General features: G+C 65.7%; 14 protein-coding genes. 11 read left to right on the top strand and 3 right to left on the bottom strand.

Annotation, left to right across the window (positions count from 1 at the left end; translation table 11 throughout):
- The 6 genes from QZ609_RS16290 to cheZ all read left to right on the top strand — a co-directional run.
- Window positions 1-842: methyl-accepting chemotaxis protein (locus QZ609_RS16290; RefSeq protein WP_295496968.1), on the top strand; the 842-nt coding region annotated here is incomplete at its 5' end.
- A gap of 115 nt (window positions 843-957) precedes the next feature.
- The gene (locus tag QZ609_RS16285; protein ID WP_295496965.1) at window positions 958-1,839 is read left to right on the top strand and encodes a CheR family methyltransferase; all 882 of its coding nucleotides are present in this window, start codon (window positions 958-960) and stop codon (window positions 1,837-1,839) included.
- A gap of 80 nt (window positions 1,840-1,919) precedes the next feature.
- The gene (gene cheD / locus QZ609_RS16280; protein ID WP_295496974.1) at window positions 1,920-2,540 is read left to right on the top strand and encodes a chemoreceptor glutamine deamidase CheD; all 621 of its coding nucleotides are present in this window, start codon (window positions 1,920-1,922) and stop codon (window positions 2,538-2,540) included.
- A 26-nt stretch (window positions 2,541-2,566) separates the two neighbouring features.
- Entirely contained in the window at window positions 2,567-3,706 is a 1,140-nt protein-coding gene (locus QZ609_RS16275) for a chemotaxis response regulator protein-glutamate methylesterase (RefSeq protein WP_295496962.1), read from the top strand.
- 180 nt (window positions 3,707-3,886) lie between these two features.
- Complete coding sequence (cheY, locus tag QZ609_RS16270) at window positions 3,887-4,291, top strand: chemotaxis response regulator CheY (protein ID WP_295496959.1); 405 nt, start codon at window positions 3,887-3,889, stop codon at window positions 4,289-4,291.
- Window positions 4,291-4,950: a protein phosphatase CheZ gene (gene cheZ / locus QZ609_RS16265; RefSeq protein ID WP_295496956.1), complete on the top strand. Its 660-nt coding sequence runs from the start codon at window positions 4,291-4,293 to the stop codon at window positions 4,948-4,950. Before cheY ends, cheZ begins: the two co-directional genes overlap by 1 nt.
- An 84-nt stretch (window positions 4,951-5,034) precedes the next feature.
- Here the strand turns inward: cheZ and QZ609_RS16260 are convergent, their stop codons facing one another.
- The 3 genes from QZ609_RS16260 to QZ609_RS16250 form a co-directional block, all read right to left on the bottom strand.
- Window positions 5,035-5,937: an acyltransferase gene (locus QZ609_RS16260; protein WP_295496952.1), complete on the bottom strand. Its 903-nt coding sequence runs from the start codon at window positions 5,935-5,937 to the stop codon at window positions 5,035-5,037.
- Between the two features lie 113 nt (window positions 5,938-6,050).
- On the bottom strand, window positions 6,051-7,073 hold the full coding sequence (locus QZ609_RS16255; RefSeq protein ID WP_295496949.1) for an FAD:protein FMN transferase: 1,023 nt from the start codon (window positions 7,071-7,073) through the stop codon (window positions 6,051-6,053).
- 4 nt (window positions 7,074-7,077) lie between these two features.
- Window positions 7,078-7,488 (bottom strand): c-type cytochrome, encoded by a 411-nt coding sequence (locus QZ609_RS16250; protein WP_295496946.1) that lies wholly within the window; start codon window positions 7,486-7,488, stop codon window positions 7,078-7,080.
- A 226-nt stretch (window positions 7,489-7,714) separates the two neighbouring features.
- Here QZ609_RS16250 and nosZ point away from each other — a divergent pair, with 226 nt between their 5' ends.
- The 5 genes from nosZ to QZ609_RS16225 form a co-directional block, all read left to right on the top strand.
- The gene (gene nosZ / locus QZ609_RS16245; RefSeq protein ID WP_295496943.1) at window positions 7,715-9,667 is read left to right on the top strand and encodes a TAT-dependent nitrous-oxide reductase; all 1,953 of its coding nucleotides are present in this window, start codon (window positions 7,715-7,717) and stop codon (window positions 9,665-9,667) included.
- 73 nt (window positions 9,668-9,740) lie between these two features.
- The gene (locus QZ609_RS16240) at window positions 9,741-12,398 is read left to right on the top strand and encodes a NosR/NirI family protein (RefSeq protein WP_295496971.1); all 2,658 of its coding nucleotides are present in this window, start codon (window positions 9,741-9,743) and stop codon (window positions 12,396-12,398) included.
- Entirely contained in the window at window positions 12,395-13,690 is a 1,296-nt protein-coding gene (locus QZ609_RS16235; protein ID WP_295496940.1) for a nitrous oxide reductase family maturation protein NosD, read from the top strand. The genes QZ609_RS16240 and QZ609_RS16235 overlap by 4 nt, the downstream gene beginning before the upstream one ends.
- Window positions 13,674-14,627 (top strand): ABC transporter ATP-binding protein, encoded by a 954-nt coding sequence (locus QZ609_RS16230; protein ID WP_295496937.1) that lies wholly within the window; start codon window positions 13,674-13,676, stop codon window positions 14,625-14,627. Before QZ609_RS16235 ends, QZ609_RS16230 begins: the two co-directional genes overlap by 17 nt.
- The coding region (locus QZ609_RS16225; RefSeq protein ID WP_295496935.1) for an ABC transporter permease subunit at window positions 14,624-15,344 on the top strand (721 nt) is incomplete at its 3' end. The genes QZ609_RS16230 and QZ609_RS16225, both read left to right, overlap by 4 nt.

The following is a 15,344-nucleotide window of genomic DNA, read 5'->3' as shown; positions in this document are numbered from 1 at the left end:
TCAACGACAGCAGCAAGAAGATCGCCGACATCATCGGCGTGATCGAAGGCATTGCCTTCCAGACCAACATCCTCGCGCTGAACGCCGCCGTGGAAGCAGCGCGTGCCGGCGAGCAGGGCCGTGGCTTCGCGGTGGTGGCGGGCGAGGTGCGCAGCCTGGCGCAGCGCTCGGCGGGCGCGGCCAAGGAGATCAAGGCGCTGATCGGCGATTCGGTGGGCCGCGTGCGCAATGGCTCCGCACTGGTGACCGAAGCCGGCGCGGTGATCCAGGAAGTGGTGGTGGCCGTGAAGCGCGTGACCGACATCATGGGTGAGATTTCCGCTGCATCGGACGAGCAAAGCTCCGGCATCGAGCAGGTCAACCAGGCCGTGAACCAGATGGATGAGGTCACGCAGCAGAATGCGGCGCTGGTGGAGCAGGCTGCTGCGGCGGCGCTGTCGCTGGAAGAGCAGGCGCAACTGCTGCGCAGCGCGGTGGCCGCGTTCCGCACCGACGCATCGGCTGAGCTGGCTGCGCCGGCCGCCCGCGTCATGCCGGCCACGCGCAGCGAGGTTCGCCCAGCGAAGAAGACCGAGGTGGTGCGCTCGGTGGCGCGTGCGATTGCCTCTCGAAAGTCGGGCAAATCGGGCAAGTCGGTCACGCAGGAGGCGGCCCCCAAGGCGTCGGTCGAAGCGCCGGCCGAAGCACCTGTTGCGGCGGCTGAGTCGGCGCAAGAAGTGCATCATGAGGCGCATTCGTTGGTTGCACCCGTGGCGGCCGCGGCGGTTTCGGCGGTCGCTGCAGCGCCAGCCCTCAAGCTGGGTGCTGCTTCTGCCGATGATGAAGATTGGAGCACCTTCTGACGCCGGCGCCTCGCCCAGATCCGCAGTAACCGACACGGCGTGGCACCGGCAGCGGTGCCCGCCTAATGACTGAAAGCGGGCACCAAGACTCGCGCAATTACGGGGTAGTTATCCAATGGCACAAACCTTGGCGCCAGTTTCACCGACGCTCGCGTCGCGCGAATTTTCGTTCACGGCGGAAGATTTTTCCCGCATCCGCAGCCTGATCTATCGCCGCGTCGGCATCTCGTTGTCCGACCGCAAGAGCGAGATGGTCTACAGCCGCCTGGCCCGCCGCCTGCGCGTGGTCAACCTGGGCTCGTTCCGCGATTACCTCGACGCGCTGGAAAACGGCCACCTGCCCGACGAGTGGGAGGCCTTTACCAACGCGCTCACCACCAACCTGACCGCGTTCTTTCGCGAGCAGCACCACTTTCCGCTGCTGGCCGAGCACGCCAAGGCCAAGCGCACGCCGTTCAGCGTGTGGTGCTCAGCCTCTTCGACTGGCGAAGAGCCGTACTCGATCGCCATCACCCTGGCCGAGACCTTCGGCTCCATGAACCCGGGGCAGGTGAGCGTGGTCGCCTCCGACGTGGATACCAATGCGCTGGCGCGCGCCCGCGCCGGCATCTACCCGATGGAGCGGGTGGCGGCGTTGTCCGCCGACCGCCTCAAGAAGTATTTCCTGCGCGGCACCGGCAAGCAGGAGGGCTACGCCCGCGTGCGGCCCGAGCTGCAGGCCATGATCGACTTCCGCCAGATCAACCTGCTCGACCGCGACTGGCCGCTGTCGCAAAAGTTTGACGTGATCTTCTGCCGCAACGTGATGATCTATTTCGACAAGCCGACCCAGGCCAAGATCCTGGAGCACTTTGTCGACGTGATGAAGCCGGACGGCCTGCTGTTTGCCGGCCACTCGGAGAGCTTCTTGCAGGTGACCAAGGCCTGGTCGCTGCGCGGCAAGACGGTCTATGAAATCGCGCCCGAGATCCGGGCGAAACTGACGGGGGCGCGATGATCGAATTCGGCAAGAAGGACGTCCCGCGCGCCGCCATGGCCGATGCCATGCGCAGCGACAGCGGCATGACGGCCGGTGCCATGGCCACGCTGGCGCAGTCCGCCGCCAGCACCCACGCCTATTACGACACCACCTTCAGCCGCCGCGCCATGAAGGTGCTGCCCGGCGAGTACTACGTCACCACCGAAGACCTGATGCTGGTGACCGTGCTCGGCTCGTGCGTGTCGGCCTGCGTGCGCGACAAGATCCTGGGCATCGGCGGCATGAACCACTTCATGCTGCCCTCGCGCAACGAGTCCGAATCGATCCTGTCGCCATCGATGCGCTACGGCACGCATGCCATGGAAGTGCTGCTCAACCAGCTCTACCGCGCCGGCGCCCGCCGCGAGCACCTGGAAATCAAGGTGTTTGGCGGCGCCGCCGTGCTGGCCGGCATGAGCACGCTGGATGTGGGCGAGCGCAACGGCAGGTTCGTGCTCGAATTCCTGCGCGCCGAAGGCCTGCCCGTGGCCGCCAAGGACCTCTTCGACGTGCACCCGCGCAAGGTGTACTTCGTGCCGTCCACCGGCCAGATCATGGTGCGCAAGCTGCGCTCGCAAGCCTCCGCGGCCGAGCTGGACAGCGAGGCCCAATACGCCAACAAGCTGTCGAAATCCATCACGGCCAAGCCTGCTGGCTCGCGCCTGCAACTGTTTACGTAATTCCTGTACTTGCCCCCCCCAATAACATGAACGACAAACGCAAGATCCAGGTGCTGTGCATCGACGATTCCGCACTGATCCGCAGCATCCTGAAGGAAATCATCAACGCGCAGCCCGATATGGAAGTGGTTGGCGTGGCGCCGGACCCGATCATCGCGCGTGACCTGATCAAGCAGACCAATCCGGACGTGCTGACGCTGGACGTCGAAATGCCGAAGATGGACGGCCTCGACTTCCTGGAAAAGCTCATGCGCCTGCGCCCGACGCCGGTGGTGATGATCTCCTCGCTGACCGAGCGCGGCTCCGAAGCCACGCTGCGCGCGCTGGAGCTGGGCGCGGTGGATTTCGTCGCCAAGCCCAAGCTGGGCATGCGCGATGGCATGAACGAATACGCCGACCAGATCGCCGACAAGATTCGCGCGGCGGCCCGGGCCAAGCTGCGTCCGCGTGCAGCGGCACCCGCCGTCGCGCCTGCGCCGGCACATGTCGCACACGTTCGCGCGGAGCCCGGCGCAACTGGCCACGCACCCGCCCATGCGCCTGCGCCGGCAGCGGCCCGTACCCATTTCTCGTCGACGGAAAAGCTGATCATCGTCGGCGCTTCCACCGGCGGCACCGAGGCCATCAAGGAATTCCTGCTGGAGATGCCGCCCGACTGCCCCGGCATCCTGATCGTGCAGCACATGCCGGCCGGCTTCACCACCTCGTTCGCCAAGCGGCTGGACGGCCTGTGCCGCATCCGCGTGAAAGAGGCCGCGCATGGCGAGCGCGTGCTGCCCGGCCACGCCTACATCGCCCCGGGCGACATGCACCTGTCGCTGGGCCGCAGCGGCGCCAACTACGTCACCGAGCTTGACCAGGGGCCGCCGGTCAACCGCCACCGCCCGGCGGTGGACGTGCTGTTCCGCTCGGCGGCGCGCAATGCCGGCGCCAACGCGCTGGGGGTGATCCTGACCGGCATGGGCAAGGACGGCGCGGCCGGCATGCTGGAAATGCGCAACGCCGGCGCTTATAACGTGGCCCAGGACGAGGCCTCGTGCGTGGTCTACGGCATGCCCAAGGAGGCCGTGGCCCACGGCGGTGTGCACGAGGTGCTGCCGCTGTCCGAGATCGGGCAACACGTGCTGGCCAAGCTGTCGGCGCATGGCCGTGTGACGCGGGTTTGAGCGCAGTCCTGCCTGCAAAGCGTGTCGGGGCGCGGCTGTCGAGCGCCCCGAGGCGTTCCGGTGCCGCCCGGTGAGCACTTGGCTGATAACATGTGCTCAAGAAACAGGGCCAGTGGCCGATAACACTGCCAAGGTAGCCCGAAAACCCCCCAATTCAGTTAGTTTGCGGAGATTGTGTCCATGGACAAGAGCCAGTACCGATTCCTCGTCGTCGACGATTTCCCGACGATGCGCCGGATCGTGCGTAACCTGCTCAAGGAACTCGGCTTTGCCAATGTCGACGAGGCCGAAGACGGCGCCGCCGGCCTGGCCAAGGTCAAGGAAGGCCGGTTCGATTTCGTGATCTCGGACTGGAACATGCCCAATATGGACGGCCTGCAGATGCTGCAGGCCATCCGCGCCGACGCCAACCCCGCCATCAGCAAGCTGCCGGTGCTGATGGTCACGGCCGAAGCCAAGAAGGAAAACATCATCGCCGCCGCCCAGGCTGGCGCCCATGGTTACGTGGTCAAGCCCTTCACGGCCGCTACGCTGGACGAAAAGCTGGGCAAGATCTTCGAGAAAATGGAAAAAGCGGGGGCGTGATGAGCGAAATGCACGACGGCGCCCACGCACCGGCCGCGGAGGGCGTAGACCGTAGCGACATGCCGGAGATGTTGCAGCGTATCGGCCACCTCACGCGCATGCTGCACGAGAGCATGCGTGAGCTGGGGTTGGACAAGGGCGTGGAGAAGGCTGCGTCGGCCATCCCCGACGCGCGCGACCGCCTGAACTACATCGCCAACATGACCGAGCAGGCGGCCACCCGCGTGCTCAACGCCATCGACGCGGCCCGTCCGGTGCAGGACGCGCTGGAATCCGACGCCGAGGCGTTGGTCAACCGCTGGCAATCGTGGATGGACCGCCAGCTGGGCGATGAGGAAATCCGTGAGCTGGTCGGCCAGACCAACGGCTTCCTGCGCAGCGTTCCGGAAAAGACGCGCGACACCAACCAGCAACTGATGGAAATCCTGATGGCCCAGGACTTCCAGGATCTGACCGGCCAGGTGATCAAGAAGGTGCTGGACGTGGTCCAGCTGATCGAAAGCCAGCTCGTTGGCATCCTGCTCGACAACGCGCCGGAACACCTGCGCGTGGAAGCGAGCTCGTCGCTGCTCAACGGCCCGCAGATCAATCCGGACCACCCGGACGTGGTCGCCAACCAGGAGCAGGTCGACGACCTGCTGGAAAGCCTGGGCTTCTAAGTCCCTGTCGCCGGGCCCTCGCGTAGAGGGGGCGCTGGCGTCACGGTTCAATGCGTGCCGGCGCAGTTGGCCGGCATCGCTTCTTCAACGCGCGGCCTGCAGCAGCATGGCCTCGATCCGCGCGTCCTTCTCCTCCCATAGCTGTGTAAGCCAGCGGTGAAACTCGCCGCGGAAGGCCGCATCGGCGCTGTAGTCGCCGGCGCAGAGCCCGGCCGGAATCGGCAGCTCGCGGATATGCACCATCACGCGGCCAGCGCGGCCGCTGGCGAGCGTCCAGAAGCTGGGCGTGCCGTCCGGATAGGCAATGCTGACATCCAGCAGCGCCTGGAACTGCTCGCCCATGGCGTTGAGCGCCAGTGCCAGCGCGCCGGCCTTGGGTTTGAGCAGGTGGCGGTACGGAGAGGACTGCGCGCGATGCTTGGCCGGGGTGTAACGCGTGCCTTCGGCAAAGTTCATGACGCTGGTCGGCACCTCGGCGAACTTGGAGCAGGCGCGCCGCGTGGTGTCCCGGTCCTGGTTACGCAGCTCCGGGTGTTTGCGCAACGCCGCCTTGGAATGCCGCCGCATGAACGGGAAATCCAGCGCCCACCAGGCCAGGCCGATCACCGGCACATAGATCAGCTGCTGCTTGAGGAAGAACTTCAGCAGCGGGATGCGCCGGTTCAGCACCCGCTGGAGCACAAAGATGTCGACCCAGGAGCGGTGGTTGCAATTGACGAGGTACCAGCCGGCGTAGCGCAGGTTGTCGGCGCCTTCCACGGTCCAGGGTTCGCGCTGCAGCAGGCCGATCCAGACGTCGTTGCAGGTGATCCAGCGCGTGGCGACCCAATTGAGGGCGGGGTCAATGCGTCGGCGCAGCGCCGTGGCCGGAATCAGCAGCTTGAGTGCGGAGAGCATGAACAGCGGCACGCACCAGAACAGCGTGTTCAGTGCCAGCAGGATCAGGCTGAGCGTACCCAGTGCAAAGGCAGGCAGGACTCGGGTCAATGGCAACTCCAGTGAGCGTCTGCCCGGTGGTCGCGGCAGACGTGGATCGTATTGGTCAGGATACGCGAGCGTAGCCCGGATCGCTTGCCGAGACCATGCGCTGCGTCATGACTTCACGTCTGCAGGCGCGCCGCCATACCGGTGGACATCCACGGTTGCGGCGCGGCCCCCGCAATCAACGCATCCACACCCGGGCGCGGCGTCAGCAGACGGCGCCCCGCCGCCGCGCCGGTCACCATGATGGCGGCGCCGAGTCCGTTGACGTCGTCGACGTTGCGCGCAACCAGGGTGACGCCGTGCAGGCCATGCGTGGGCAGGCCGGTCTTGGGGTCGAGGATATGGTGGTAGCGCTGGCCGTTGCGGACGAAGCAACGCTCGTAGTCTCCCGACGACGCTACGACGCCGTCACTGAGCGCCACCACGCCGAGCAGCCGCTCGGGTGCGCGCGGGTCGCGCAGCCCGACCCGCCAGTCGTGGCCCTGGAGCTGCCCGCTGACGAGCACGTCGCCGCCGCCGTTGATCATCGCGTCATGTACGCCGTGCAGCCGCAGCACGCGCATGCCCGCTTGCAGGATCGGTAGCTTGGCAATGCCGCCCAGGTCGAGCTTCATGCCGGGGTGTCGAAGATAGGCGCTGCCTTGCGTCTCGTCGAGGACGATGTCGCGGTAGTTGACCAGCCGCTGCTCGCGCGCCAGCTCGGCGCGGCTCGGCATCTGGCCCTGGCCCGGATCGAAGTTCCAGCCGGAGAACGCGCCGATGGTGATGTCGAAGGCGCCCTGGCTTTGCGCGGAGATCCGGGCGGCATGCTTGAGCACCGACAGCAGCTCTGGCGCGACCGGCACGGGGTTCTGTCCGGCGGCACGCGCGAGCGCGCTGACCTGGCTGTCCGGGCAGTAGCGGCTCATCAGCCGTTCGAGCCGCGCCATCTCGGCAAAGGCGGCGTCGATAGCCGGCGCCGCGGCACCGGGCATCGCGCCCTGCGCCACGATGTCGACCTGCGTACCGAGCAGCCGGCGCGACGCATGCTGGACGGATGGATTGGCCAGCGCCGGCCGCACGAACAAGCCGACCGCGAGCAGGGGCACGCCGGCTAGGCAGCGCCGCCGGCCAGGGTTGGTAGGAGCCAAGGTGCGCATGGCATTACTGCGATTGCGCCACCATGTAGTCCACCGCCGCCTTGATGGCGTCGTCGGGCAAGGTCGAACCGCCGCGTGCAGGCATCGATCCCTTGTTGCCGTTGAACCCTTCCAGCGCGTGCTTGTACAGCGTGTCCTTGCCCTGGGCGATGCGCGGCCCCCAGTCGGACTTGTCGCCCGGCTTGGGTGCGCCGGCCACACCCGCGGCATGGCACATGGAGCAGACGTTGCCGAAGGTGCGCTTGCCGAGTGCGTTCTCGGGGGCTGCCGTGGCAGCCGCAACCGTGGGCGCCGCGCTGGTCTGCACAGGGGCGGGCGCAGCGGCGGCAACTGGCGCGGCCTCTTCCTTCTGTCCGCAAGCTGCCAGGACGGCGCTGCAAATCAGCATCAGGCATAGGGTGGTTTTCGTGCGCATGGGGATCTCCTTGAGTCGGCGCGAGTTCAGGAAATGAACATGTCTCGCATTCTGTCCGTTCCGCTTCTTCAAAGATGCATAAAAAATGCGTATTTGTTAAATGTGTGACGAAAGTCAATTGGTCCAGGGAACGGTGACCCGAAGATTCGACATGCCGAAAGGGTCAATGCGTAGAAATCAGCCGGCGTCTTCCAGTCCGGCTTTATGAAAACCGATTCAAGGACCGATGATGAGCAAGCACCAAGATTCGCCATCCACACAGCAGGACGAAACGCCCAGCGTGCCGGGGCGACGGCGCTTCATGAACACCGCCGCGCTGGCCGGGCTGGCGACGGTCGTGGCCTGCACCGACAAGGGCACACCGGCCACGCCAGCTGCCGCAGCCAGCGCAGCATCAGGCGCCGCAGCCACGGGCGCGGAGCACACGATTGCTGGCCTGCACCCGAAGCCCGGTGAGCTGGATACCTACTACGGCCTGTGGAGCGGCGGCCATACCGGCGACATGCGCGTCATGGGCATGCCCTCGGGCCGCGAGATCCATCGCATTCCGATGTTCGTGCCGGATGCGCTGGTCGGCTGGGGCATCACCAACGAATCGAAGAAGGTGATGGGCACCAAGCCCGACGGCAATCTGCGGTACACGGTGGGCGATACCCACCACGTCCACGCGTCCTACAAGGACGGCAACTACGACGGCCGCTACGCGTGGATCAACGACAAGATCAACTCGCGCCTGGGGCGCGTGCGGCTCGACTACTTCATCTGCGACAAGATCACCGAGCTGCCCAACGTGCAGGGCTTCCACGGCATCTTCCCGGACAAGCGCGACCCGGTTGACCCGAAGATCAACTACACGACACGCGTGTTCTGCGGCGGCGAATTCGCCATTCCGCTGCCCAACACCGCCGGTATCGATGACCCGACCAAGTACCACTCGCTGTTCACCTGCGTGGATGCCGAGAGCATGGAGGTGCGCTGGCAGGTACTGATCGACGGCAACTGCGATCTGGTCGCCTCGTCGTACGACGGCAAGCTGGCCGCGACCAACCAGTACAACACCGAGATGGGCGTGCACTATGAAGACATGATGTCGGCCGAGCGCGACGCCTGCCTGTTCTTCAACGTCGCCCGCATCGAAGAGGCGGTCAAGGCCGGTAAGTTCAAGACCATCGGCGACTCCAAGGTGCCGGTGGTGGACGGTACGCACGCCGCCAACCAGGACCCGAAGGCCGCGCTGACCGCCTATGTGTCGGTGCCGAAGAATCCGCACGGCGTCAACGCCAGCCCCGACCAGAAGTACTTCATCTGCGCGGGCAAGCTGTCGCCCACTGCCACGGTGATCGAACTGGCGCGCGTGCTGGACTGGTTCGACGGCAAGCTCGCCAAGATCGACGACGCCATCGTGGCGGAGGTCGAGCTGGGTCTGGGGCCGCTGCATACCGCCTTTGATGGACGCGGCAACGCCTACACCACGCTGTTCCTCGACAGCCAGATCGTGAAGTGGAACATCGACTCGGCGATCAAGTTCCACAAGGGCGACAAGAACGCCAAGTACGTGGTCGACCGCCTGGACGTGCACTACCAGCCGGGCCACCTGAACGCCTCGCAGTCCGAGACCGTGGCGGCCGACGGGAAATTCCTCGCCGTCGGCTGCAAGTTCTCCAAGGACCGCTTCCTGCCGGTCGGTCCGCTGCACCCCGAGAACGAGCAGTTTATCGACATCTCCGGCGAGAAGATGGTGCTGCTGCAAGACCACCCGATCCGCAGCGAGCCGCACGACTTCATCATTTTCAAGCGTGAGCTGCTGCATCCGAAGCAGATCTACTCGCTGGATGACTTCCCGCTGGCCACCAAGGACCCGAAGCAATCCGGCGTGGTCCGCAACGGCAAGAAGGTGACGGTGCGGCTGACCTCGCAGGCACCGGCCTACAGCCTGCGCGAGTTCAAGCTGAAGAAGGGCGACGAGGTCACGCTGATCCTCACCAACCTCGACAAGGTGGAGGACCTGACGCACGGCTTCGCCATTCCCAAATACAACATCAACTTCATCGTCAACCCGCAGGAGACCGCGTCGGTCACCTTCATTGCCGACAAGCCGGGCGTGTTCTGGTGCTACTGCACGCATTTCTGCCATGCACTGCACCTGGAAATGCGCAGCCGCATGATCGTTGAGGCCTGAGTCCGAGCGTCCCTAAGTCTGCCAAGAGGCGCGCGTGTGCCGGCTTCCGGTGCACGCGCCGATGAACCGCAAGATGCCATCTAGAAATCAGGGGTTCGCGGCCCGAGTGGCCGCGTTTTTTCTGTTCCTGTTCCTGTTCATGGGCATGCAACCGGCACTGGCCGGCCGTGGCGCCTATGAGGCCGAGTTGCCGGCCAACCTGGCCGAGGCCAAGGATCTGTGTGCGCTGGTGCCGTGCGCTGATGTGTTTCCTGGTGCCGCGCGTTTTTCCGAACGCATGGGGCAGCCGCCCTATGTGGAAGCCTATGGCCCGGCACCGGGCGACAAGGCGGGCGACAAGGCGGGCGGCAAGGCGCCGCTGCTGGGCTACGTGATGCTGTCCACCGACATCACCGACATTCCCGCCTATTCCGGCAAGCCTGTGGTGACACTGATCGGCATGGACAGGCAAGGGCGCTATGTCGGCATCAAGGTGCTGAAGCATTCCGAGCCGATCCTGCTGCTGGGGATTCCGGAATCGGCGCTGCTGAACTTCAACAAGCAGTACATCGGCAAGTCGGTCAAGGACAAGATCGAGGTCGGGCAATCGCGACCGGACGAGGGTGTGCTGGGGGTCGACGCCATCTCCGGCGCCACCGTGACGGTGATCGCCCAGAACCAAGTGCTGACCACCGCGACGTCTGCCGTCGCGCGGCAGGTGGGCATCGTGGCGCCCACCCGGCATGAGCCCGCGCGCTATGCGCAGACCGGGCAGCGCGCAAGCTGGGCGGACCTCGTCAAACAAGGCAGCGTGCAGCGCTTGCTGATCCGGCCTGAACAGCTCGGGCTTGAGCGCGCGTCGGAACCCTTCATCGAACTGTGGTTCGGCGATCTCAACCATCCGGACCTGGGGGCGAGCCTGCTGGGCCAGCAAGCCTGGAACGATCTGCGCGCGCAGCTCAAGCCCGAAGAGCACGCCTTCTTTGTGATCCGCACGGCGGGCGCGGCTTCGTTCAAGGGGTCCGGCTTCGTGCGCGGCGGCATCTACGATCGCATCCAGATCAAGCAGGGCGCGGACTCGTTCACCTTCCGCGATTCGGACTACCTGAATCTCTATGGCTTGGCGGCAGAAGGTGCGCCGACCTTTACCGAGTCAGCCATCTTCGTGGTGCGCTCGCCGGCGTTCTCGGCCGCGTATCCGTGGAAGCTGTCGTTCCTCGGCAATCGGGTCGACCGCGCAACCGGCACACGCAGCTTCGTCACCTTCGATGCTCCGTACTGGCTGCCCGCCGCGCTGCTGCAGGGCGGGCGCCCGCACGTCGACGAGCCGGATGCGCCGTGGCGGCGGGTCTGGCGCACGCGCGCCCCGCAGATCGCGCTGTTCGTCGGTCTGCTGCTGGCGGTGGGCGTGGTGTATGCCCTGCGCGAGCGCCTGACGCGCCGCGCGACCCACAAGAACAAGTGGCCGGTCAACGCCTTCAAGTACAGCGCCTGGGCCCTGAGCATTGGCTTTGTCGGTTTCGGGGCGATGGCCCAGCCGTCGATCACGCAGGTGCTGACGTGGTTCCACTCGCTGCTGTTCCAGTGGACGTGGTCGCTGTTCCTGACCGATCCGTTCATCTTCTGCTTCTGGATCTTCATCATCCTGACGGTGTTCCTGTTCGGGCGCGGGCTGTTCTGCGGCTGGCTGTGTCCGTTCGGCTCGCTGTCGGAGGCGATCTACAAGATCGGCGCGAAGCTCGGTTTCAAGCGCTGGCAACGCCAGTTGCCGCGCGCCTGGCACGACCGGCTGAAATGGCTGAAGTACGCCATCTTCTTTGGCCTGCTGACGGTGTCGATGTTCTCGATGGGGTTGGCCGAGAAGCTGGCCGAGGTGGAACCGTTCAAGACCACCTTCCTGGTCAGCATCAGCCATCGTGCGTGGCCGTATGGGCTGTTCGTCTGCACGCTGCTGGGGGTGTCGCTGTTTGTCGAGCGGCCGTACTGCAAGTACATCTGCCCGCTCGGCGCGGCGCTCGCCATGCCGAGCACCTTCCGCTGGTTCGGCCTGCGTCGCAAGCAGGACTGCAACAGCTGCAAGGCGTGTGCCGTGGGCTGCGGTTCGCAGGCGATCGATGCCGACGGGCGCATCGACCATCGCGAATGCCTGCACTGCCTGGACTGCATGGTCCTGTACACCGACGTCAAGGGCTGCCCGCCGCTGGCCAAGGAGCGCAAGCGCCGCGAGCGCGACGGCCTGGAAATCACGCCAATCGGCAAGGATGGCTATTTCATTCCGATCCAGCTGGTGCCCACGACGCCCATCAACCCACGCGTGGCGCAGGGCCTGGACCCGCGCATGCCGACCGACCGGGTGTTCCTGCCGAGACAGGTACAAGAGCGCGACCTGCGCTGGTTCATGTTGGAGCTGCGCGACCACCTCTGGCCGTGGAGCAGCGAGGGCTGGGCCTCGGCGCGCGCGCTGCAGATCGCCGGCATCTCCCTGGCGCTGGCGGTGAGCGTGGCGTGGGTGCTGGCGGCCATGGGGCAGCTCTCATCCGGCGCCGTCATCGCGTGGTGGTTCGGCTGGAGCGTCTATGAAGTGCTGATCCGCCTGGCGGGCCGGCGCTACGTCAAGGACGGCCCATGGTGGCAGGGCAACTACCGCCGCGCGAGCGTGATGGACATGCTCAGCTATGTCGGCTTCAAGAACCTGCTGATCGGCGCCGTGCTGTTCCTGACCCTCAAGGCGCTGGGGCTGCTGCTGGTATGAGGTGGTTGCCGATACTGCTTCTCCTGGCTGGATGGCTGACGAGCGCGCAGGCCGCCACGCTGCGCGTTCGGCCGGGGCAGTCACTGCAGGCCGCGATCGACGCCGCGCATGCGGGCGACGTGCTGGAAATCGAGCGTGCCGCGTATAACGGCAACTTCGGCGACAGCTTCGTCGGCAACTTCGTCATCAACAAGGCGCTGACCCTGCGCGGGCTGGATCGCCCCACGCTCAGCGGCGGCCAGCATGGCGATACCGTGCGGGTGTCTGCCCCGGACGTGGTGATCGAGGGCTTGATCGTGCGCGACTCCGGCGACAGCCTGAAAGACCAGAACGCCGGCATCAACATCCTGCCCGGCGCGCACCGAACGGTGGTGCGCCATTGCGACCTGACCTACAACCTGTTCGGGCTGTGGATCGAGAAGGCCAATGATGTGCGTGTCGAGTACAACACCATCACCGGCAAGCGCGACTACAACTCCGCGCAGCGCGGCAACGGCGTCGAGCTGTACAACACGCAGGGCGCCCGCATCATCGGCAACAACATCAGCTTCGTGCGGGACGCGCTCTATGTGGACGTATCGCACCACGCGATCTTCAAGGGCAACCGCCTGCACCACAGCCGCTACGGCACGCACTACATGAACTCCTACTACAACCTGTGGGAGGACAACGACAGCTACAACAACCGCGGCGGGCTGGCGCTCATGGAAGTGCGCGACCAAGTCGTGCGCAACAACCGCACCTGGGGCAACGCCGACCACGGCATCATGCTGCGCACCATCCAGGACTCGCGGGTGGAGAACAACGTCGTGGCCGACAACGACCGCGGCTTCTTCATCTACGACGTGGAATACACGCAGCTGCGCGGCAACCTGATCATCGGCAACCAGACTGGCGTGCATCTCTCGGCCGGGTCGACGCGCAACGTGGTGCAAGGCAACGACTTCATCGGCAACCGCGAGCAGGTGCGTTACGTGGGGTCGCGTGACGAGCCATGGGGTGGCCGTACGCCGGCCGAGCGCACGCAGGGCAACTTCTGGAGCGACTACCTGGGCTGGGACCGCGACGGTGACGGCATCGGCGATGTGCCCTACGAAGCCAACGACGTGGTCGACCGGCTGATCTGGCGCTACCCCGGCGTTCAGATGCTGCTGGCCAGCCCGGCGGTGCAGGCGCTGCGCTTCGTGAGCCGGCAGTTCCCTGTCCTGCGGGTGCCGAGCGTCGTCGATGCCTACCCGCGCATGCAACCCGTCAACAAGCATTGGAGCACCTGGCGTGACCGACAGCCTTGACCCTACTGAGCGCGCCGCCATCGCATTGCGCGGCGTCAGCAAACACTACGGCGCTGTCCGCGCCGTTGATGGTGTCGATCTGGACGTCGGCTACGGCGAGGTGTTCGGCCTCATCGGCCACAACGGCGCCGGCAAGAGCACGTTGTTCAAGATGATGCTCGGGCTGATTCCCGTCAGCGCGGGGGACATCTGCGTGGCGGGCGCTTCGGTGCGCGCGCGGGCGTTCAGGGCGGCGCGTCGCCAGATCGGCTACTTGCCTGAAAACCTCGTGCTTTACGACAACCTGAGCGGATTGGAAACCCTGCGCTTCTTCGCCCGGCTCAAGGGGGCGCCGCTGGCCGATTGCGAGGCGCTGCTCGCGCGGGTCGGGTTGGCGAGTGCGGGAGGCAAGCCGGTGCGCGCGTATTCCAAGGGCATGCGGCAGCGGCTCGGTTTTGCGCAGGCACTGCTGGGCACGCCGCGCGTGCTGTTTCTCGACGAGCCCACCAACGGGCTCGATCCGGCAGCCATCCACGACTTCTACGCCATGCTGCAGACGCTGCGTGAGCAGGGTGTCACGATCCTGATCACCTCCCACATCCTGGCCGAATTGCAGCAGCGCATCGATCGCCTCGCCATCCTGGCCGACGGCCGTATCCTTGCGCTGGGCAGTGTCGCCGCCTTGCGCGAGCAAGCCGACCTGCCGTTGACGCTCGCCTTGCGCGTCGAAGCCGGCACGCGCGCGGCCTTCTGGCAGCAGCTGGCGCCACTGCGCGCGCAGGGTATCGAGATCGAGGACGGGCACGCGGACCAAGACATGACCCTGCGCTGCCGGCGTGCCCTCAAGATGCACGCACTGGCAGCGCTGCAGCCGCTGGGCGGGCGCCTGCTCGATCTGCAGATCCACGAGCCGTCGCTGGAAGATGTGTTCTTCGGATTGCGCGAGGTGGCAGCATGATCGGCATCGAATGCAGACAGGTCGCCACCCTGGCCGCCAAGGAGCTGCGCGACCGTTTGCGCAATCGCTGGGTGCTCGCGGTGGCGGCCGTGTTCGCGGTGTTCTCGCTGGTGATCAGCTACTTTGGCGGGGCCGAGCAGGGCACGCTCGGGCCGCGTTCCATCGAGTTCGTCATCACCAGCCTGGTCAGCCTGGTGATCTACCTGATCCCGCTGATCGCCTTGCTGCTGGGGTTCGACGCCATCGTCGGCGAGCGCGAGCGCGGCTCACTTGATCTGCTGCTGGCGCTGCCGGTGACGCGGCTGGAACTGCTGCTAGGCAAGTACCTCGGGCTGGCGGTGGCGTTGACGTTGTCGACGTTGGCCGGCTTTGCGCTGATGGTCGTGCTGCTCTGGCAGCAGTTCGGCTGGGCGGGGTTGTTTCAGGCACTGGGTTTCGTGCTCAGTTCGATTCTGCTCGGGCTGGTCTTCCTCAGCCTGGCGTTGTTCGTGTCGGTCGTCAGTCGCGAGCGTACGCGCGCCTCGGGTTTCGCCATCGCGCTGTGGTTCGGCTTTGTGCTGGTGTTCGATCTGCTGCTGCTGGGCTTGCTGGTGGCCAGCGGTGGCTCGTTCGGCGGGCAGGCGCTGGCCTATCTGCTGCTGCTCAACCCGACCGACATCTTCCGCATCCTCAACGTGTTTTCGCTGGACCAGCTGCGCGGCATGCACGGTCTGGTCA

It is taken from the genome of uncultured Ralstonia sp. (assembly GCA_913056305.1).
GTDB lineage: Bacteria > Pseudomonadota > Gammaproteobacteria > Burkholderiales > Burkholderiaceae > Ralstonia.
The sequence above is the reverse complement of the archived record's forward strand: the minus strand, read 5'-3'. Positions and strand labels throughout refer to the sequence as shown.

Bases quoted from the DNA above. Each gene is read 5' to 3' on its own strand.
- QZ609_RS16250 (WP_295496946.1), bottom strand. From the start codon at position 7,488: ATGCGCACGAAAACCACCCTATGCCTGATGCTGATTTGCAGCGCCGTC.
- QZ609_RS16255 (WP_295496949.1), bottom strand. From the start codon at position 7,073: ATGCGCACCTTGGCTCCTACCAACCCTGGCCGGCGGCGCTGCCTAGCC.
- QZ609_RS16275 (WP_295496962.1), top strand. From the start codon at position 2,567: ATGAACGACAAACGCAAGATCCAGGTGCTGTGCATCGACGATTCCGCA.
- cheZ (WP_295496956.1), top strand. From the start codon at position 4,291: ATGAGCGAAATGCACGACGGCGCCCACGCACCGGCCGCGGAGGGCGTA.
- cheD (WP_295496974.1), top strand. From the start codon at position 1,920: ATGGCCACGCTGGCGCAGTCCGCCGCCAGCACCCACGCCTATTACGAC.
- QZ609_RS16240 (WP_295496971.1), top strand. From the start codon at position 9,741: ATGCCATCTAGAAATCAGGGGTTCGCGGCCCGAGTGGCCGCGTTTTTT.
- QZ609_RS16235 (WP_295496940.1), top strand. From the start codon at position 12,395: ATGAGGTGGTTGCCGATACTGCTTCTCCTGGCTGGATGGCTGACGAGC.
- QZ609_RS16285 (WP_295496965.1), top strand. From the start codon at position 958: ATGGCACAAACCTTGGCGCCAGTTTCACCGACGCTCGCGTCGCGCGAA.
- nosZ (WP_295496943.1), top strand. From the start codon at position 7,715: ATGATGAGCAAGCACCAAGATTCGCCATCCACACAGCAGGACGAAACG.
- cheY (WP_295496959.1), top strand. From the start codon at position 3,887: ATGGACAAGAGCCAGTACCGATTCCTCGTCGTCGACGATTTCCCGACG.